This is a genomic window from Parabacteroides acidifaciens (genome assembly GCF_003363715.1).
GTDB lineage: Bacteria > Bacteroidota > Bacteroidia > Bacteroidales > Tannerellaceae > Parabacteroides > Parabacteroides acidifaciens.
Genome location: NZ_QREV01000022.1, coordinates 53,588 through 74,058 on the forward strand (window position 1 = coordinate 53,588; position 20,471 = coordinate 74,058).

At 41.6% G+C, this 20,471-nt stretch carries 12 protein-coding genes; all 12 read left to right on the forward strand.

The genetic code is table 11. The features are described 5' to 3' along the window. The coding region (locus tag DWU89_RS10845) for a TonB-dependent receptor (RefSeq protein ID WP_392391928.1) at window positions 1-3,336 on the forward strand (3,336 nt) is incomplete at its 5' end. A gap of 11 nt (window positions 3,337-3,347) precedes the next feature. Next, window positions 3,348-5,237 (forward strand): RagB/SusD family nutrient uptake outer membrane protein, encoded by a 1,890-nt coding sequence (locus tag DWU89_RS10850; protein ID WP_115499667.1) that lies wholly within the window; start codon window positions 3,348-3,350, stop codon window positions 5,235-5,237. 15 nt (window positions 5,238-5,252) lie between these two features. Continuing rightward, window positions 5,253-5,756, forward strand: coding sequence for a hypothetical protein (locus DWU89_RS10855; protein WP_115499668.1), 504 nt, complete (start codon window positions 5,253-5,255; stop codon window positions 5,754-5,756). Between the two features lie 15 nt (window positions 5,757-5,771). After that, entirely contained in the window at window positions 5,772-6,764 is a 993-nt protein-coding gene (locus DWU89_RS10860; RefSeq protein WP_115499669.1) for a DUF4466 family protein, read from the forward strand. Between the two features lie 117 nt (window positions 6,765-6,881). Then, complete coding sequence (locus DWU89_RS10865) at window positions 6,882-8,969, forward strand: right-handed parallel beta-helix repeat-containing protein (RefSeq protein ID WP_115499670.1); 2,088 nt, start codon at window positions 6,882-6,884, stop codon at window positions 8,967-8,969. Next, on the forward strand, window positions 8,970-11,636 hold the full coding sequence (locus tag DWU89_RS10870) for a heparinase II/III family protein (protein WP_115499671.1): 2,667 nt from the start codon (window positions 8,970-8,972) through the stop codon (window positions 11,634-11,636). Between the two features lie 42 nt (window positions 11,637-11,678). Continuing rightward, window positions 11,679-13,853, forward strand: coding sequence for a polysaccharide lyase family 8 super-sandwich domain-containing protein (locus tag DWU89_RS10875; protein ID WP_115499672.1), 2,175 nt, complete (start codon window positions 11,679-11,681; stop codon window positions 13,851-13,853). A gap of 16 nt (window positions 13,854-13,869) precedes the next feature. Then, window positions 13,870-15,729, forward strand: a complete 1,860-nt coding sequence (locus DWU89_RS10880; RefSeq protein ID WP_115499673.1) for a heparinase II/III domain-containing protein — start codon at window positions 13,870-13,872, stop codon at window positions 15,727-15,729. A gap of 2 nt (window positions 15,730-15,731) precedes the next feature. Beyond that, window positions 15,732-16,931 carry a glycoside hydrolase family 88 protein gene (locus DWU89_RS10885; protein WP_167451661.1) on the forward strand — a complete coding sequence of 400 codons (1,200 nt, stop codon included), beginning with the start codon at window positions 15,732-15,734 and terminating at the stop codon, window positions 16,929-16,931. A gap of 229 nt (window positions 16,932-17,160) precedes the next feature. After that, the gene (locus DWU89_RS10890) at window positions 17,161-17,709 is read left to right on the forward strand and encodes a gluconate 2-dehydrogenase subunit 3 family protein (protein WP_115499675.1); all 549 of its coding nucleotides are present in this window, start codon (window positions 17,161-17,163) and stop codon (window positions 17,707-17,709) included. Continuing rightward, window positions 17,699-19,348 (forward strand): GMC family oxidoreductase, encoded by a 1,650-nt coding sequence (locus tag DWU89_RS10895; RefSeq protein ID WP_115499676.1) that lies wholly within the window; start codon window positions 17,699-17,701, stop codon window positions 19,346-19,348. Before DWU89_RS10890 ends, DWU89_RS10895 begins: the two co-directional genes overlap by 11 nt. A gap of 18 nt (window positions 19,349-19,366) precedes the next feature. Further along, a complete protein-coding gene (locus tag DWU89_RS10900) occupies window positions 19,367-20,320 on the forward strand; it encodes a multiheme c-type cytochrome (protein WP_115499677.1) in 954 nt (317 codons plus the stop codon). The last annotated feature ends 151 nt before the right edge of the window (window positions 20,321-20,471 follow it).

Consider the following 20,471-nt stretch of genomic DNA (forward strand, 5'->3'; position numbering starts at 1 on the left):
TGTCGTGTATTCAATTTGATTTTTTTACTTCTGTTTATATCTGTTGAAGTGGCATTCTCTTCTAATACTTATGCCCAAAACACAGTGTTATCCATAAGTGCTGAGAAAAAGAGTATAGCAGAAGTGTTGGACGTTATAGAAAATAAATCGGATTTCCATTTTTTCTATAATAGTAAGTTAGTAAATGTAGATCGCAAAGTTACATTTGAAGTTAACAACAAAGATGTTTTTACGATTTTAGAAATCTTATTCAAAAACACCAATATCGCTTATAGAGTTGTTGATAAGGATATAATCTTAACGGCATCAGCAGCTTCGAAAGGTGAAAAACAGCAAGCTAACAGGCGGATTACGGGAGTGATTAAAGACGTAACAGGTGAACCTGTTATTGGTGCAAATGTCGTGCTAAAGGGAGACAATGGAACCGGTACGATCACCGACATAAATGGCCAGTATAGTTTGGAAGTCCCTCAAAATGCGATTTTAATAATTTCTTATATCGGATATACTCCTGTAGAAATTCCGGTAAAAGATCAATCAGAGATTAATGTAACATTAAAAGAGGATTCACAAGCGATCGAAGAGGTTGTCGTTGTCGGCTACGGTACCCAAAAGAAGGTAAACTTGGTTGGAGCGGTTGCTGCAGTCAATGTTGACGAAAAAATAACAAGCCGTTCATTATCCAACGTTTCAACTGGTCTTTCCGGCTTAATACCCGGTTTGCAAGTTTCCCAAACAACCAGTATGGCGGGTAATGATAATGCATCTTTGATGATTCGTGGTATGGGTACGGTCAACAATACCAGTCCGTTAATTGTAGTTGATGGTATGCCCGATGTTGATATCAATCGTATTAATATGGCAGATGTTGAAAGTATTTCTGTATTAAAAGACGCAGCTTCGGCTTCTATCTACGGATCTCGTGCAGCCAATGGAGTTATCTTGATCACAACCCGTACAGGTAAAAAAGGAAAGACGAGCATCAATTTCACCGGTTCTTATGCTATAGAGAAACCGTCACGCTCTTATGATTTCATGGATGATTATCCACGTGCATTAACACTACATCAATTCAGGGCTGCATCGGGTACTAAACGGGAAAGTTATAATTTTAAGGATGGGACGATTGATCAATGGATGGCGTTAGGCATGATCGATCCGCTGCGATATCCGAATACTGATTGGTTCGATGCTTTTATGCGAACCGGTACTCTTCAAAACTATACGCTTTCAGCAACTGGCGGAAATGATAAATCGAATTTCTACATTTCTATCGGTATGATGGATAAAGAGGGTATTCAGATGAAAAACGATTTCAAACGTTATAACACCCGTTTCAATTATGACTATAATATGTTCAATAATGTGAAAGTCGGTGCTCGTGTTGATGGCAACTGGTCTGAATTTACTTATAGCGGCTTTGCCGATGGAATCACAAATAATGATACAAGCGATTCCGGTGGTGGTGATATGCAATATGCAGTTGCCGGTATTACACCTTATGACCCTGTTACAGGTCGCTATGGTGGGGTTATGGCTTACGGCGAAGATATACAGGCCTATAATCCGTATGCCTTTTTTGACAGCCGTAACCCGAAACAGACTCGCCAGCAGCTGAACGGAAGTCTCTTTTTGGATTGGGAAGTGTTTAAAGGATTTACGGCCCATGTGGATTATGCTTTGAGTTTTAGTAACTATTTTCAGAAAAGGGCTGACATGCCGACTGATGCAGCTTACGATTTTCAAACCGGACAGAACCTCGGACGTTACTATGTTGCAGATAATGTGGGGGTAAGCGACAATAATACTACTAACTATAAGACGCAACTGAACGGTCGCTTGCAATATGAAACGACAATCGCGAAGAATCATCATATAGGTGCCATGTTTGTCTATAGTGAAGAGTATTGGCACACCCGCTCAACAGGTGCATCCCGTAACGATCGTATCCATCCGTCTACCAGCGAAATCAATGCAGCCTTGACGAATGTTCAGAGTAATTCGGGAAGTTCTGCTTCCGAAGGTTTGAGATCTTATATCGGCCGTCTGAACTATAGTGCTTATGACAAGTACTTATTGGAATTCAGTTTTCGTCTGGACGGTTCTTCAAAGTTTGTCAAAGGTCATCAGTATGGTTTTTTCCCGACTGTAGCGGTTGGGTGGCGTTTCACCGAAGAAGAGTTCCTGAAGAAATATCTCTCCTCATGGTTATCCAGCGGTAAACTTCGTGCTTCTTGGGGTAAGTTAGGTGATAACTCCGGAGTCAACCGTTTTGAACAGTTGGAAACGTTAACCGCCATGAATTATATGTCAAGTGATGTCGTTAAGGGATTTGTCAACAAGAAAATGATTAATAAAGATCTTTCTTGGGAAGTTTCGACTGATATCAATGTTGGTTTGGATTTAGGTTTTTTGGATAACCGTTTACGCACGGAAATAGATTTTTATAACCGTTTGCGTACGGGTATGAATCGTCCGTCTCAAATGTCAATACACTTAACTGGAGCTTATAGTGCTCCTCGTGCCAATATCGGAGATTTGCTAAACAGAGGTTTGGAATTGAACTTGACTTGGAAAGATAAAATCGGTAATGTAGAATATTCTGTCAACCTGAATGGAGCTTATAACCGGACAGTATTGAAAGAGTGGAATGAATTTCTTAGTCGTGGCTGGATATATTTAGATATGCCTTACCATTTCTTATATGTTTATGAAAATAATGGTATTGCTCAAACTTGGGAGGATATTTATAATAATACCCCCCAAAGTTTATCGCCAGGTGATGTGATTCGTAAAGATTTAAATGGTGACGGTATAATCGATGGTAAAGACAAGAAAGCTTATCCGAATATTCAAAGAGATCGTCCAACGACAACTTACGGTATTACTTTACAGGCAGCTTGGAAAGGATTTGATATCTCGATGTTGTTTAATGGTGGATTAGGGCGTAAAGATTTTTGGCTTACGGATTTCAATCAGACAAAAATTAATGATAGACGTTATGCCTCCACTTGGGATCATTGGACAGAACCTTGGTCTTTGGAAAATAGAAATGGAGCATGGCCGAGGTTAGGATCGGATACGGATAGAAGTGATAACAATTTCTGGCTCTATAATATGAATTACTTGAGAATGAAAAATATCATGTTGGGATATAATCTACCCCAAAAACTCTTGTCTAAGATTTCAATGACAAATTTGAGGATTTATGTATCTGCCGAGAATTTGTTTACTGTAACACAATATCCGGGCTTGGATCCTGAAAAGAAAAACAGTACTCGTGACTTATATCCGATTAACCGGTCTTTCTCAATTGGTCTTAATGTTAGTTTTTAAACAGTAATGGTATGAAAAATAATGGATTTAAAATATTAACAATCGCATGTGTTGTTGGCGCCAATCTGACGTTTTCTTCATGTGTAGATAATTTATTGAACCAGACTCCGGCAGGAGAACTTGCTTCTTCCTTATATTGGAAAACCGAAAGTGATGCCGAATATGCGATCAATGGGGTTTACAGTCAGGCGCGAGCTATGTTCAACCGTGATTATGTATTCGATGGAAATACGGAATATCTGAGATTCAGGGGAAATGTTGGGACGTCTCAAGCTACCGGAGACAGAAGCATTGCCTACCGTAATGGAAAGTATGACAATCCTTCTGCTACATACGGAAGTAATTTTGATACTTACTATCAATATGCTTATGCAACGGTCAATCGTGCTAACTATGCTATTCAAAATATAGAGAATATGCTTCCTGATGCAAAGACAGAAGAATCTAAAGCAAAGTTGGAAGCTTTTATCGGTGAAGCGAAAATGTTGAGGGGTATGGCTTATTTCCGCTTGATCTCGATGTGGGGAGATGTTCCGTATTTTGATAAGATCATAGAAAGCAACGATGAGGTAGCTAACATCTCACGTACATCGATCACAGAAATCAAACAGCATATTTATGACGATTTTACTTATGCTTGGGAAAAATTGCCGGCAAAACCTGTGGCATTAGGACGCTTTACCAAGTGGGGAGCTTTGGCATTTCGGGGTAAGCTGCAACTTTTTTGGGCTTGTTGGAATCGTACATCTTGGCCTTGGGATACACCTGTTTCTCCTGATGGAGGTTGGCCGGAGTTGGATACATTCACACCAAGTGCCGCCGAATCGGCACAAGCGTATAAAGATGCAGCTGCTGACTTTAGGAAAGTGATTGAGGAATCCGGTCTTGCATTGTTCAAGAACGGTGAGCCGGGTGACTGGGGTGAAATGGGTGGATGTGAAATCTTGCCGAATTATTTCCATCTTTTCTTGCCGACAGCCAATGCAGATCCTGAGCTAATGGTTGGATTTACACATGGTGGTACCGGAACCGGTCAAGGTGAAGAACTGATGAGGGATTTTGGTACACGTGCTACAGAAGGTAGCCAAGGTTGGGGACAACCACGCGCAGAATTGGCCGATCGTTATCAGTCTACTATTACCGGTGATTTCTGCGAGAAACTGATACCCAAGAATCCGACAGATGAAGACGCTCGTACGGCAGTTAATTCTGCCTTGAACCCGGAATCATATAAAGATCGTGATTACCGAATGAAATCAACTTTATTATGGGATGGAGAAACGATGGTGACTATGTTGAGTTTGGCTTTCGACCAAATCCGTAAATACCAATACAAGACATTGAAAGGTACGGTTGATGGGTATGGAGCTATCAATGCCGATGGCGACCAGACTGGTTATATCATGAGAAAGTTTGTCCGCAATTATGCCGGACAAGGTCGTTCGGACGGTGACTACCATATGCCGGTCATGCGTTTGGCAGATGTCTATCTGATGTATGCGGAAGCAGCCAATGAGGCTTATGGCCCTATAGGTGATGGAGGTTTGGCGCTTGATGTTGTCAACCGGGTTCGTCATCGTGGTAACTTGCCGGCATTGAAGCCTGAGAAATACACGGACAAACTGACGTTCTTTTATGCAATCGAGCAGGAAAGAATCATCGAGCTGTTTGCTGAAGGCCAGCGTTTTTTCGATCTTCGCCGTTGGAGATCCATAGAACGGGTTTTCTTGCCGCCGCAAACATCTCCGGGTGTTAGAATGTATGATACACATGGAGCTTTGAGGCAGACTGTTTTCAATAATACACCTTTGTTGAACTATCAACGGAACTATATTTTCCGGATTCCGCCTTCTGAAAGAAATAAAAATCCGAATTTAACACAGAATACACCATGGTTATAATTAAAATAGGATGATATGAAAAAGATGATTAATAAAATATGTTTATTCCTGTTCACAACCCTGCTCATGGCAGCTTGTACTGATTTTCCTGTAGATGAAGATGGTTTGCTGATCACAACAAGGGCGGAATGTTATGTGAGCAATTTTGATTTGTGGGATACTGATTATCAAACAATCAAATTAGGTAATGCTTATGTTGATACGACTGCTCAGGTTGCTATCATGTATGTTAAATTCGGTACGCCACTTAACAATTTGTGGCCTCGTATTTCTCTTTGTGAAGACGCAAAATTGGCTCCTAAAATTACAGGTTGGATGGATTTTTCAGGTTCTAAGATGGATATGGATTTTGTCGAAGGTGACTGGAAATCAGGAAATCCGTCAGGCCAGTTAGGCGAACGTATCGTCAGTAACCCGTCGGCATTTCCCTCGACGGCTAAACGGTTTACAGTAATCGCTGGTAATCGTGAAATAAAGAAGGAATATGTATTCCTTATAGTAGAAAGACCGTTGCAATAATAAAAAATGAAAAGTATGAAACTGAAATATTATTATTTTATATTGCTGTCATTTGCTTTAACTTTGGTTGCATGTGATGATGATCCTGTATTATTGAAGGATCCTGTATCTGCGTTAAGCAATGATTGCATTAAACGCAGTCTGCCTATAGCACCGAATATCGTAGGCAATGAGATTGAATTTGCATATGCGATGGCAATTCCCAAAGAATTGGGAAAACTGTCATCCGCTCAAGTCGTGAGTAGTATAGCCGGAGCTGCCGGTACCTATTTTGATCCTAATTCGTATTATACCAATTCGTCCGGTAAGGATATTCCGGTAAAAGTTTGTTCTGATTCGCAAACAAGCGGGGCAACAACTACCATAAACTTTACAGTTGATACTTGTGCGGCAACCTTGCGTTTTTATTATATAATTCCAGAGGAGGCTCGTGGAAAAGAGGTACGGTTCTCTTTCTCGGTTAAAGCCAGTAATGGTCAGACTGCGGGATACCAATTAGGGCCGTATAAGATATCAAAAATGGATATGATCAAAAATTTATCAGTGACTAATGACAAATGTTATCTCTCATTTTCGGAAGAAGGAGAAGCTGTACATATTTATTCTAAGGAAGACTTGTTAGCCGATCCTTCATTAGCAACAAAGATTGATATTATGTATGCTTACAGTGAGAAGACAGATTTGTCACACGCTTTCTACACAGGCTCTTCTCCTAAAGAATATATGGGAGATGCGGAGCTTCCTTCCGGTTTTGTCAATAATACCAAGATGATTAAAATGTATGGTTTACAAGATCGTCAATTGGCCGATTTGCAGTATAGTAAATTTGTTGATGATTTGGATTTTGAGACCATAGATATGTCGAAGGGGGTGAGCTATATTTTGGGATTGAAAGAAGAAGCCGGTGCCTGGGTTGAGACGGCTGATGGTAAGTATCGGGCATTCATTTATATCAACAAAGCACCGACTGGCGAGATGACTGTTAGTGCCAAAAGATATAAAATGTAAATTTAATTAATGGATTGATAGGTAGGCAAGTTGATGAGTTTGTATTTTTTGTTAACTTGCCTGCCAATTACCCAGTCTTGTTTTTAGTCTATTCTATTATATAAACCAAATAATATCATGAGACACAATATACAATTACTATTGATCGTAAGCATGCTTTTGCTGGTGACTGACATTGGATTTGCCCAACAGTTTGTTCATCCGGGTATAGATATGAACCAAGCAGATCTGGAATATATGCGGGAACAAGTGTTGGATGGAAAGCAGCCTTGGAAAAGTGCTTATGATTTATTAAAAGAAAAAACATCTTTGAATTTTCACGTAAAGCCTTTTGCTCATGTGATCAGCGGGCCTTATTCTAAACCGGACATTGGTGGAAAGGAGTTGTCACAATCTGCACGTATGGCTTATAGTTGTGCTGTCTTATGGTATATTTCGAGAGATGATCGCTATGCGGAAATGGTGGTTGATATTATAGAGAAATGGGCTAATACCTTACGTAGTTTCGATGAAAACAATGCAAAACTGCTTGTTGCACTGACTGGTTATGAGTTTTGTAACGCTGCCGAAATTTTGCGGTATAACTATCCTGGGTGGAAAGAGAAAGATACGGAGAACATGAGCCGGCTGATGATGTCGGCTTTCTATCCGACTATTCGTTACTATTTTCCTGTTGCAAACGGTAATTGGGATGGGGCGATCATGCACACATTGTTAGCTATTGCCGTCTTTACTGATAACCGGGAATTGTTTGATAATGCTGTTTATCATTATCTGCATGCCAATGCAAATGGTAGTCTGATCAAGTATATTTATCCTACAGGACAATGCCAGGAAACTCGCAGAGATCAGGGACATGTTCAAATGGGACTTTATGAGTTTTCAGGTGCGGCTCGTATTGCTTATATGCAAGGCGTGGATTTGTTTGGTGTGGCAGACAATAGATTAGCTTTAGGCTTGGAATATTCTGCGCGTTTTATTACCGGTGATTCTGTTTATGCTTACGGTATTCCTTCGCAGAGAGAACGCTTCAAATACCGTTCGGGTTTTGAATATTGTATCGACCATTTTGCGGCAAAGGGTATTGATATGCCTTATTTGAAAGAATTGTGCAGTCGTACAGAGATGAATAATCCTGCAAGTGCGTTGTGGAAACTGACTGCATTCAGGGATGCGTTCCGGCAGAAACCTGCTGAGTTAACGGATGTTCAGGAAAGCAAGATAGCCTATCATGCAGGTGCTACACTGGAACAGACTCGACCGATTAGCCAGTCCATTATTGAAGTAAACGATCAGGAAGATCTCCAAACTATATTAAGGGCTAATGCGGGGTCTGGCAAAACAGTGTTCCTGCGTGCCGGTGAGTATAAACTAAAACAATCATTGATCATTCCCTCGGATATACATATCTGTGGAGAAGGCCGGAGCACTGTTCTGATTTGTGAACCGACGGTCCGAACTGCAGCCATATTGTTGGGGGATTTAGAAGCGAAAAACATTACCATAGAGAATCTTATCGTGGAAGGAGCCAAGGAACATCAAGATGCTTATGATCCGAATTCAGGACGCTTTTATAGGACTGGGCGTTATAGCAATGCATTGGCTGGTATTTCCTTGCGAGGGGAGGCCGGACATACTTTTAGCAAAGTTAAATTGAAAGATCTGACTGTGATTAATTTCTCCAGATCTGGTGTTTATATATCGGATGCCAAAGGTGTGGAAATCGACCATTGTGATTTTACAGAAAATGGTGCACATGTTGTTCCCGGCCCAAGACTTCAACATAACCTGATGATACAACACTCCAGTGATATTATAATAAAAGACTCGCGGTTCGACACCTCTATACGCGGTTGTGGACTGGTTCTTGATCATTGTAAATCATTAAGGGTTGAGAACTGCGAGATTGCCAGAAATGGCTGGCATGGCATACTGATGGCAGAGTGTCACAATGGTGAAATTAGAAAATGTTTGATTGAAGGCAATGACGGATGTGGCTTTATGGGAGAATATTTACACGAGGGTTCCAGCCGGATTCAGATCAAACAAAATATGATTCAGTATAACAACAGCTACGGAATTCAGACATTTGCCCAGAGAGAAACCGATATCAAAGATAATCTCTACAGGTGGAATGGCAAAACAGAGCAACAGGAATACCTTTCTTCTGAGAAAAAATTGCAATTGGAACAATTAAATGAATAAATGATGAAAGTTCTATATAATATCATAGTTTTAGTCTTGTTTATCTGTTCTCCGGTTATGGCAGAGCGGCATCCGCATATCCTTGTTAACGAAGAGGATAAGGCTGCCATATTAGATAAAATAGAAAAAGAGACTTGGGCAAAACAAATTTTCAACCAGACGCAAGAGCGGTTGGAAGTTTATATAGAGAGACACCAGGCAGATCCCCATTGGATTTTGGATCGCTATTTGATGAACAGGGTTCCGGGAAAACGTTACACTCATTTTATATCTGACAAAGAAGGAACACAGCTGATAGGCTATGGAGGAGACGCTCCGGTTCCGACTGTACGGGTTTCACCACATAAGCGTTCTCCGATTACAGCACAAGGCCGGGCTTATGTCGTCCCTGAAATAGAAAATCTTATTCCGAATGATACATCAATGACGATGAATTTGTTGAATCCTGTCACACAGCAATATGAAAGAGTGGATCCGCAATCGTATGTGGCGGCGATTAATGGCAGAATCAACGTATTGGCTTATGAAGCTTCTGTTATTTACTGGCTGACGGGAGAAGAAAGGTATGCTAAATTTGCTGCAGATATACTAAACCAATGGGTTAACGGGGTAGTATATCAGGAGCCGATTGACGGTCCGGGACGTACTGGATTTTTGGATATCCAGACATTGGGTGATGAGAAAGAGAAGCCGTTGGTTTTGGCTTATGATTTCTTGTATCCTTATCTGGTAAAGCATGATTACCCTTTGGATAATTATGAAAATGCTTTTGAAAAGATTGCCTGGACATTGTCATTCAGAGGGTATACAGGGAACAACTGGTTCGCGGCAGAAAGTTCAACGTTGGTTGCCGCCGCTTTATCATTAAAGGATGCGCAGAAAAGAAATTATTATTTAGAGTTTTATTTGAGCCGGGATACGATTGTGAATGGTTGTGGGCAGTTAAGTCTACCTTCCGCAACAAAGCAATGGTTTACCACAGATGGACATTGGAAAGAACCGGGAGGCTATCATAACTATCCTGTTTCGAAATTAATAGAGGCAGCTATGATGTTAGAGAATAATGGGTATCAGATTTTTAATAAATATCCTGAATTATTGAAGGCTGCTTATGTCATGTTGAAGTATTCTTTTCCTAATTTGACAGCTTCTGCTTTTGGTGATACCGGACGTCCGAGACAAAGCATTGAGTGTTTGGAAAGTGCTATAAAAATGGCTGATAAGTATTCATTATCAATTTTGCCGGATTTGGTAGATGCTGTGAAAATATTGGAAAATGCAGGCCTCTATGATCGTGAAAATACAGGGATAACCGGAATGCTGTGTTTCTTGCCTAAACTGCCAGTCGTGAATACTAAAGGTGGAAAATTATGGAATCGGACAGAAAAATTGGATTTTGCTTCTTGCTATCTTCAGAGAAATGGAATGGACCGGCAGAACGGATTGATGTGTGTTGTACAGGGAGCAACTTATAATCATAATCATTCTAATGGAATGAGTGTGGAATTGTATGGGGCAGGAACTGTGATGGGGATAGATCCGGGTAACGGTCCGACTTATGAGCATCCGATGCATGTGGAATATTATACCCAGTGGGCTGCACATAATACTGTGGTTGCAGCAGGATCTTCCACATCGTTATCTCCTTTTAGAGGCGGTGGAGGTACTAAATCGATTGGAGCAGTAGAGTTGGTGTCGATGGAACCTTTAGCAGGGATAAAAGCACTTTCTGATGAGTTTTCTTATACTTTGACTAAATACTACGAAGGGGCGACAAAAACGAATCAGGAACGTTTACTCTCAATTGTACGCATAGATGAAGAACATGGCTTTTATGTGGATATTTATCGGTCTGACAATAAGGTAAGCAATGATTATTTGTATCATAATATAGGTGATAATGTGGAGCTTTATACGGTGGATGGTGATATAATCGAATTACAATCTATATCCTCATATCCTTGTGTCGGCAAAGATAGTCCTGGCTTACGTTATTTTAAATCAGTCCGGACAACCGGTTGTTATGGAAAAGGCGTAGTGGCATTATTTTCAGCAGAGTCTTTGACTCCTAAACATGGATATATGAAAATGTGGATGCCGGCAACTCCTGATGTCTCTTATTTTACAGCTTTGTCTCCGGAAGCGAAGACAGCACAAGCACCCTATCTGCATAAACCTTTGCCTGTTGTTACTATGCGGATGGAAAAGGCTGCCGATAATCCTTTTGTTGCTGTTTACGAACCGACATCGGACGGTCTGTCAGGTGGGGTTATTAAAAATGTAGAACGGATAAAAATACCGGATGGAGTAAAGGGTTCTGCTCTGACAGTAGAAACAAAGCAAGGGGATATTTATATTTTTGCCAGTATTCAAGAGCTTTTGGAAATTCCTGTCAGGGGAAAGAAATGTTGTGCCGATTGGAATATTTTTGCGCATACGAAGGATAAGAATATGATTTATGTCGGAAGCGGAACTTTTGCTGAAGATGAGAATTTCGAGATAAGAGCAAAAAAGAAGGGGGATTTTTTCCTGGAATATGATCAAAAGCATCTTTTGGTTCGTTCTAATATCCCTATAGAAGTGATACCTAAGAATAAATCGGTTAATGAAAAATTGAGAGGGGAGAGTTATATCGATGCAGGTGAAAAATTATTTCTGTTAGAATAATTCTCTGATTTAAAAATATTTAGTTGTAACTTAAATAATACCATGTATATGATGAAAAGGAATTTAATGAAACTGATGTGTTGGTTTATTTTGTTGTTCTGTTTCCAAACAATAATGGGAAAGACTGATTCCGATATAGAAAAATTGCGGAAACTTTTTGCAGAACAAGCAATGAAACCAATTATTAACGAAGAAAAGATTAATACTCTATTGGAGTCAATACAACCAGACGGAACTTGGCCAGGTATTGATTATGTCGATACGACCCGTACAGCTTTCCAACATGAACGGCATCTTGGTAATATGTTGGCATTGAGCATTGCTTATAAAAAAAACGGGTCTCTTTACAAAGGAAATAAGCAGGTGAGAAAGGCTATTCACCAATCATTGGCTTTTTGGTTGGCAAATGATTTCATTTGCGAGAATTGGTGGTGGAATCAGATTGGCACGCCTAACGTGATGGTGAGTATGCTATTAATACTTGATAAGGAATTGTCTCAAGAAGAATCAACTCGGATGCTAAAGATAGCGGAGCGTGGAAATATCAATGCTTGGGGGGCACGGCCCAGCGGGGATCGTATAAAGATTGCAGGGTTACAGGCAAAAGCAGCCCTGTTTAAAAGAGATGCGGAAGAGGTTGCCATGCTAATGAAAATCATAGAGGGAGAAATCAAGTTCTCAACTGAAAGAGGTATGCAACATGATTTTAGCTTCCATCACCGGACGGATTGGGTAAATAACACTCTTTCTTATGGTTCCGGTTATGCCAGTGCTTTTATAGAATGGGCATCGAATGTGGCAGATACGAAATTCCGCTTTTCGGACCAAGCAGTCAGATTGCTGATTGATTATTATATTGATGGTATTTGTAAACAGATGATCTATGGGAAGATTTCGGATCCAGGTATCTTGAATCGAGACATCACTCGACCGGGTGAAGAGAAGGTTTGGGGACCTTCTGATCCTGAAAAATTGAAAAACTTGACGAATTATAGGCAAGCTGAACTGGAAAATATTATTTGTTTGAGAAGAGGAGACCCTTCATGTCGACCTGCCTCTTTCGCTAAATTCTTTTGGCGTACGGATCATTTTGTTTTCCAACGTCCTGATTTTTACACCTCAGTCAGAATGTATTCAACTCGTAATGCGAATATGGAAGAACCTTACAACGGAGAGGGACTGATGAACCATTTTAGAGGAGATGGAACAAATTATCTTTCAGTCCGGGGAGATGAATATAAAAGATTGACGCCTGTTTGTGATTGGATGAAGATTCCGGGAGCAACGATTGTGCAATTGGATAAAATGCCAGGTGAGAATGAAGTGCAGAAATGGGGACTGACTGATTTTGTTGGTGCGGTTACAGATGGTTTGTATGGTGCTGTCGGTTTCAATTTCAAGAGTCCGCATACAGGTTTGGCAGCCAAGAAAGCATGGTTTTTCTTTGACAAGGAATATGTTTGTCTGGGCACGGATATCTCAAGCCGGATGAAGTATCCGGTCTCAACTACAGTCAATCAATGTATTTTGAATGGAGAGGTCACGGTGAGCGAAACAAAAGGCATCGATGTTCAAAAGCAAGGCGTTCGCAATATTGATGGTGCGCAATGGGTGATCCATGATAAAGTGGGATATTATTTCCCTCAAAAGGAGAATATTACGTTGCTCAATCAGAAAGTTAGCGGGAGTTGGAGTATCGCAAACCGTCAAACCAGTACACCGAAGGAAACCGTAGAGCAGGAGGTTTTTACCCTTTCCATAGATCATGGCGCACATCCGGACAAGGGTGACTATGCATATATTGTGATCCCTTCCACGGACCGTTCTTCTATTGAAAGGCAGGTGAGAGAAGCAGGAATCGTGACTTTGGCAAACAATAAAGAGCTGCAGGCTGTCCGCCATGATGGACTGAACATGGCTTATGCCGTATTTTATAAAGGCGGGACCCTCCATGTGAATGAAAAGATAGTTGTGACGATGGATTCTCCGGGAATGTTGATGTTGAAGTATAGTGAGTCTGGTGAAATCCTTACATGGGGTGTTGCTGATCCGACTCATTTTTTGAAGAAGATTCATTGGTCTGTCAATCAGAAGTTAGGTGACTCCGGTCAGGAATGTATTCAGAGCGAGTGGGATGAAAGCACCGGCTCTTCTCGTATTGCGGTGGATTTACCACAGGGAGAATATGCCGGAAAGAGTATTGTGTACCACAAATAATTTAAATTTAATAAGTATGAAAACACGAATTATTGTTTTTTTGATGGCATTGTTGTGTTACCATTGTTTCTCTTTTGCACAAAAAGAGTTTGTGTCCCAATCTACCCGCCTTGGCGGGCATCCTCGGATTCTATTGCAGAAAGGCGAAGAGAAAGCTTTGAAAAAGGTGATAATGAAAGATGCGATATGGAAAGATATTCATCAGTCACTATTGGATGAGGCTGAAGATATTGTAAAATTACCATTGAATGAACGGATAAAGACGGGCAAACGTTTGTTAAGTGTATCAAGAGAAAATTTGCGCCGTATTTTTATTCTGAGTTATGCGTATCGGATGAGTGGGAAGAGTGAGTTTCTAAAACGGGCAGAAAATGAAATGTTGAAAGCTGCTTCTTTCTCTGATTGGAATCCGTCTCATTTTCTGGATGTGGGAGAAATGACGATGGCATTAGCTATCGGCTATGATTGGCTCTATCCCCAATTATCGGCGCAGACAAAAAATGTAATAGAGAAAGCTATTGTTGAAAAGGGTTTGAAACCTTCTTTTGATGAACGATATAACTGGTTTGTTGATGCTGTTCATAATTGGAATCAAGTCTGCCATGCCGGTGTTACTTATGGAGCTTTGGCGATATGGGAGAAAGAACCGGAACTGTCCCGGACAGTAATAAACCGGGCTATAGATAAAATATCCATTCCAATGGGGCATTATGCTCCTGATGGTGCTTATCCCGAGGGTGTCGGTTATTGGGATTACGGAACGTCTTTTAATGCAATGTTTCTTAGCGCTATTGAAAAGATTTTCGGAACGGACTACGGCTTGAGCCAGTTGCCCGGTTTCTTGAAGACAGGTGAATATATATTGCATGCGGTTACGCCGAGCCTGAAAAATTTTGCATATTCGGATAATGGGGCAAACGCATTCTTGGCACCGACTATGTTTTGGTTTTATGATAAAACAAAAGACGCTTCCATCTTATATAATCAGGCACAACTGTATAAGAAAGATGGGCAAAAGCGTATCAAAAGAGATCGTTTGGCTCCGGCAATGCTAATTTGGGGTGCCTCTGCTTCATTAGCTAATCCGCAGAAACCTGTACAATTATCATGGAAGGCTCAAGGTGATAATCCTGTTTGTTTTATGCGTTCTTCCTGGAATGATCCTTTGGCTGTTTATATAGGAGTGAAAATGGGATCTCCATCTGTTAATCACGGACATATGGATGTCGGTAGTTTTTTGTTTGAAGCAGACGGTGTCCTTTGGGGCATGGATTTGGGTGGAGAAGATTATAATAGATTGGAGACGAGAGGCGTTGATTTGTGGAATACGAAGCAAAATTCCCAACGTTGGGATGTTTACCGCTATAATAATTTAGCACATAATACATTATCATTTAATCATAAATACCAGAATGTAAAAGGGAAAGCTCAAATTGATGGATATTCGGACCAGGAAAATAATATGTATGTTATTTCTGATTTGACAGCTGTCTATAAGGATCAAGTGAAAAGTGCAAAACGGGCTGTTTCTTTGGTTAATAAAGAATATGTAGTGGTAGAAGACATGGTTGAAGCAACCCAACATTTTACAATGATGACATGGACTATGGTTACCCCTGCTTCGGCTAAAATCTTATCAGATAATGTGATGCTATTGGAAAAAGATGGAAAGAAACTATATGTAAAGGTTGAAGGCCCGAAGAAAGTCCGTTGGCATATTTCACCTGCTCAATCTGATTTTAGTTGTGATTCTCCTAATCCGGGTATTTCAGTTATTGGATTTGATACGGACTTGGAATTATCCGCTAAGCAAAAAATTAAAGTATTCCTTTTGCCGGGAGAAAATAAAAATGTTACATATCAATCAGTATTATAAAAATGAAAAAAGTATCCTCCTTTATCTGCATGGGGTTAATAGCTCTTTCCTGTTCGGGAGAAAGAGCGAGTGATTTGGTAAGTCAGGATTTTTCTTTTGCAGACAAACAGTTACGTTATGCTTTGACTGAGGTCGAGAATGTTCGGAATTCTTTGGGAAAGACGCCGGAAGAATTACCTTCCCCTCGTAATATTCAGGCTGACGGCTCTTTGCGTTTAGTTCGTGCCCGGGATTGGTGTAGTGGTTTTTTCCCCGGTGAACTTTGGTATATGTATGAATATACAAGGGATAACTTCTGGAAAGAGAAGGCCGAGTTTCAAACTGAATTATTGGAGCCCTTAAAATCATATAAGGGAACTCATGATCTGGGCTTTATGCTATATTGCAGTTATGGAAACGGATATCGTTTGGAGCAATCTGAAAAATATAAACAGGTTTTACTGGAGGGGGCGAACTCTTTAGCTTCTCGTTTTAATCCGGTAGTCGGCTGTATTCGTTCCTGGGACCATAATGGCGACAAATGGGAGTATCCGGTTATTATAGATAATATGATGAATCTTGAATATCTGTTTTGGGCGACTAAAGCTTCCGGCGATTCTACATTTTATAAAATAGCAGTAACACATGCTGATAATACGATGAAGAATCATTTCAGAAAGGATTATAGCTCTTATCATGTTATTGATTATGATACTATAACCGGCAACATTCGAAATAAACATACACATCAAGGTTATGCGCATGAGTCTGCTTGGGCACGCGGGCAAGCATGGGGATTATATGGCTATACGATGTGTTACAGGGAAACGAATGACAGGAGATATTTAAAACAGGCAGAGCAGATTGCTTCTTTTATCTTTAATCATCCAAATATCCCGTCGGACTTAATTCCTTATTGGGACTATAATGATCCGGAAATCCCGGCCTCACCCCGGGATGTATCGGCTGCCACTATAACGGCATCTGCTTTATATGAGCTTTCTACTTTTTCAGATAAGGGTAAGCAATATAAAGAATGGGCTGATACAATTTTGAAGAATTTGACAGAATCGTATATGGTTTCATTAAATCAGGGATATGGTTTCTTATTGCGTTCAAGCACCGGCCATAAACCTGCAGGAACAGAAATTGATGTGCCAATCGTTTATGCTGATTATTATTTCTTAGAAGCGTTGACTCGGAAAAAGAATCTGGAAAAATAAAATACAACTGGGGTTTGCCTTTGTAAAGAACATAGGATGAACAAAAAGAGCTTCCGTCTCTCATTATGAGGCGGAAGTTTTTTTGTTTGCCCGGTGTGGGTATGTTATTCTGTATAAAACAAAAAAGTCGACAATTTTTGTGAATCCTTTTAGGGAAATGTAGCCTTATATTACTCTTTATATAAAGGGGGATAACTAAAATGGATATAACTACTTAAATTTATATATTATGAGATGTAACCGACGAAAATTTATAAAGCAGTGCATTGCTTTATATGGAAGTTTACTTCTACTGCCTGCCTGTGATTTGAAAAAGGGAAGGCAGTCCTTTGTTTCCTTCACCGAAGAACAGGCCGGTTGTATCGGGGCGATTTGTGAACAGATTATTCCTACGGATGAATATCCCGGGGCGTTGGATGCCGGAGTGTTGAACTATATTGATAAACAGCTGTATCAACGTTTCCCGGAACAAAAGGCGCGTTATGAGGCCGGTGTAAAGGCAGTGAATGCCTATTGTAAAGAAATTCTGGGGAAAAACTTTGTAGCCTTGGAGTGGGATGTGCAGACAAAAGTCTTGCAGGATATGGAATCGAATAAGCTGCCGGAGAAGTATTGGCAGGATATCTCTCAATCCGGTTTCTTTTGGATGGTGCGCCAGCACACTATGCAGGGCTTCTACGGCCCGCCACATCACGGGGGGAATAAAGACTATGTCAGCTATCGCATGATGAAATTAGATTATCCATTTTTAGTAGGACAAAACAGGTATGGCAAATAAACAATATACAGCAATCGTCGTAGGCGCCGGCGCCGGAGGTGGAATCGTGGCAAAAGAGCTGGCATCTAATCATATTAAAGTTACCCTTTTTGAACGTGGAGACTGGCCCTCTTACGATAAGCATTTCAATGACGAGCTGATTTCCCAGCGTGTACAGGATTTGGGTACGTCTTTTGGACCCGATGGTAAAAAGAATCCGAGAGTCATCAATTCGTTGGATGGAAAACGGTGGGTGGCCGATTATGCCGTCAATCATGTAGCGGCTTGCGTAGGTTCCGGTACTGTTTCCTATGGCGCGATGGCGTGGCGCTTCATGCCGGAAGATTTTAAGATGAAATCGACCTATGGAGCGGTGGAAGGCTCGACTCTGGAAGACTGGCCGATTTCTTACGACGACTTGGCTCCCTATTATGACAAGGCGGAGCGTGAGATCGGTGTTGCAGGAGATATGTCCGACAACCCGTTCGCACCGAATCGGCACGTTCCCTATCCGATGCCCCCGTTTGAATATAGCAAGGAAGGCGGCTATCTGGCGGAGACGTGTAAAAAGATCGGGCTCCATCCTTTTTATGTCCCGATGCTTCGTAACTCGGTTCCCTATAATGGACGGGGCGCTTGTATCAGAAACCGCTACTGTGTCGGCTTTGCTTGCCCGGTGAATGCCAAAAACGGCACGCATAATACCGTAATCCCCGTTGCCATGCAAACCGGGAATTGCACGGTGAGGACCAATTGCAAGGTTTACAAAGTACATACCGACGGAAAAGGGCGTGCGGTCGGCGTCTCTTATTTTGATGAAAACGACAAGTCCCAAACGATAGAAGCCGATATTGTCGTGATTGCCGCGTCGGCTGCTGAAACGGCCCGTTTGCTGCTGAACTCCAAATCTCCGGAGTTCCCCAACGGGATCGGTAATAATAATGACTGGGTCGGGCGCAATTTTCAGGGACATTCCTATACGGGTGCATCCGGATTGTTCGACTTCGATATCCTGGACGTGACGACCGGTCCCAATACGTCGATGGGAATTATGGATTACAACCATCATAATGAAGGAATTATCGGGGGCGGATTGCTCGCCAACGAGTTCTATATGGGGCCTTATTCTTTTTCCGGACATCGTCCGCCCGGTGCACCTCAATGGGGAAAAGAACATAAAAAGTTCCAACGGGATAACTATAACCGTATCGGACGCCTGTTCGGCCCTATCCAGGAAATGCCCCTTTTTGAGGCGCGGGTGACTGTTGCGGAGGATGTGAAAGACTATTGGGGAGTTCCTGTTGCCGAATTTTCAGGAGGGCATCATCCGTTGGATGCAAAACATTGTGATTTCCTTGCGGCTAAAGCGGACGAGATATTGAAAGCGGCGGGAGCTGTGCAGACTTGGCGTTACGGCGGCGGAACGGGCGAGCAAAGCGGCGGACAGCATCAGGCCGGAACATGCCGCATGGGTAACGATCCGGCGACATCTGTCACCGACTCTTATGGCAGAATACATGATATGGAAAATCTCTATATAGCGGATGGTAGCATCCATGTGACGAATGGCGGCTTAAACCCGGTTCTGACAATTATGGCTCTGGCTTTCCGCATAGGCGAGCATATTGTGGAGAAATGGACGGGAGTAAAAACAAAGTAAAACAAAAAAGATACTTGAATGAAAAAGAAAATACTTTATTGGGGAATACTGTCTGCGGCTGTTCTTGTCGTGATAGCTGCCTCTTATGCCACATGGAACCGGTTGGACCCCAACTATACTTGTGCCCGATGCCATGAAATAAGCACGGCATGTGCAAAGTGGGAACAGTCGGTCCATGCAGATGTCACCTGCACTGACTGTCACGGTACGGCTCTCGAAAGCTTCAACAGCATGTCCGAAAAGCTTAATATGGTTTATAAGCATTTCACCACGAAAAAGACTTTCGAAGATATCCATTTGACGGAAAAGCAATCTTTGGCCCTTGCCAACCGGTGTGCGGAATGCCATCAGGCTGAACAGGCATCGTGGATGTCGGGTGCCCATTCCACAACTTACAAGGATATTTTTATGGATGTCGAACATAATAAGATGGAAAGGCCATATTGGGATTGTTTCCGTTGCCATGGTATGTTTTATGACGGGGATATAGACGACTTGATGGCGATGGAAGGCGGGCCGGAAGACTGGCATATCAAAGACGCCTCCCAGATGGATAAACCGGCCATCACGTGCCTTGCCTGCCACCAGGTTCACCACGAACAGCCCAGAGGTATGAATTATAAGGATATGGACGAAACTTCCCGCGGCGCATTGGCCCAAAAAGCCAAATATCCTTCGACAGCTCTCTATATGCGTGCCGATAAACGGCATATGCCGGCGGATAAATTACTGAAAGAACAGATCTTTGCAGGCGATTCCCTTGTTGCCGAAATAAAGGATGCCAATACATTGCTGTGTATGCAATGTCACGCTCCGGGCACGAATCACCAGTTGGGTTCCGAAGATGACAAAACAACTATAGGAGATTTCAAGGATATGTCCTGTATCACCTGTCATGATCCGCATTCCAATCAGTTGAAGACATCACACCGGAATGTCCACAAAAAGCTTTTTAGCACGCTGTCAAAATAAGGACTTATTGTATAAAACGTATTTTTAAGGCTTGGAAGAGAGCCGAAAGCGAAGAAATGTTAATCCGCTTTTTGGACCTCAAAAAGGGACTTTTTCGCCTTTTTTGAGCGTTTTCCGCCATTGCGACCGTCCTCTTTGCCATTACGACCGT

What these genes read in the sequence shown, in the direction of transcription:
- DWU89_RS10880 (WP_115499673.1), top strand. Translation starts at nt 13,870, where the DNA reads ATGAAAACACGAATTATTGTTTTTTTGATGGCATTGTTGTGTTACCAT.
- DWU89_RS10890 (WP_115499675.1), top strand. Translation starts at nt 17,161, where the DNA reads ATGAGATGTAACCGACGAAAATTTATAAAGCAGTGCATTGCTTTATAT.
- DWU89_RS10875 (WP_115499672.1), top strand. Translation starts at nt 11,679, where the DNA reads ATGTATATGATGAAAAGGAATTTAATGAAACTGATGTGTTGGTTTATT.
- DWU89_RS10870 (WP_115499671.1), top strand. Translation starts at nt 8,970, where the DNA reads ATGATGAAAGTTCTATATAATATCATAGTTTTAGTCTTGTTTATCTGT.
- DWU89_RS10900 (WP_115499677.1), top strand. Translation starts at nt 19,367, where the DNA reads ATGAAAAAGAAAATACTTTATTGGGGAATACTGTCTGCGGCTGTTCTT.
- DWU89_RS10885 (WP_167451661.1), top strand. Translation starts at nt 15,732, where the DNA reads ATGAAAAAAGTATCCTCCTTTATCTGCATGGGGTTAATAGCTCTTTCC.
- DWU89_RS10860 (WP_115499669.1), top strand. Translation starts at nt 5,772, where the DNA reads ATGAAACTGAAATATTATTATTTTATATTGCTGTCATTTGCTTTAACT.
- DWU89_RS10865 (WP_115499670.1), top strand. Translation starts at nt 6,882, where the DNA reads ATGAGACACAATATACAATTACTATTGATCGTAAGCATGCTTTTGCTG.
- DWU89_RS10895 (WP_115499676.1), top strand. Translation starts at nt 17,699, where the DNA reads ATGGCAAATAAACAATATACAGCAATCGTCGTAGGCGCCGGCGCCGGA.
- DWU89_RS10850 (WP_115499667.1), top strand. Translation starts at nt 3,348, where the DNA reads ATGAAAAATAATGGATTTAAAATATTAACAATCGCATGTGTTGTTGGC.
- DWU89_RS10855 (WP_115499668.1), top strand. Translation starts at nt 5,253, where the DNA reads ATGAAAAAGATGATTAATAAAATATGTTTATTCCTGTTCACAACCCTG.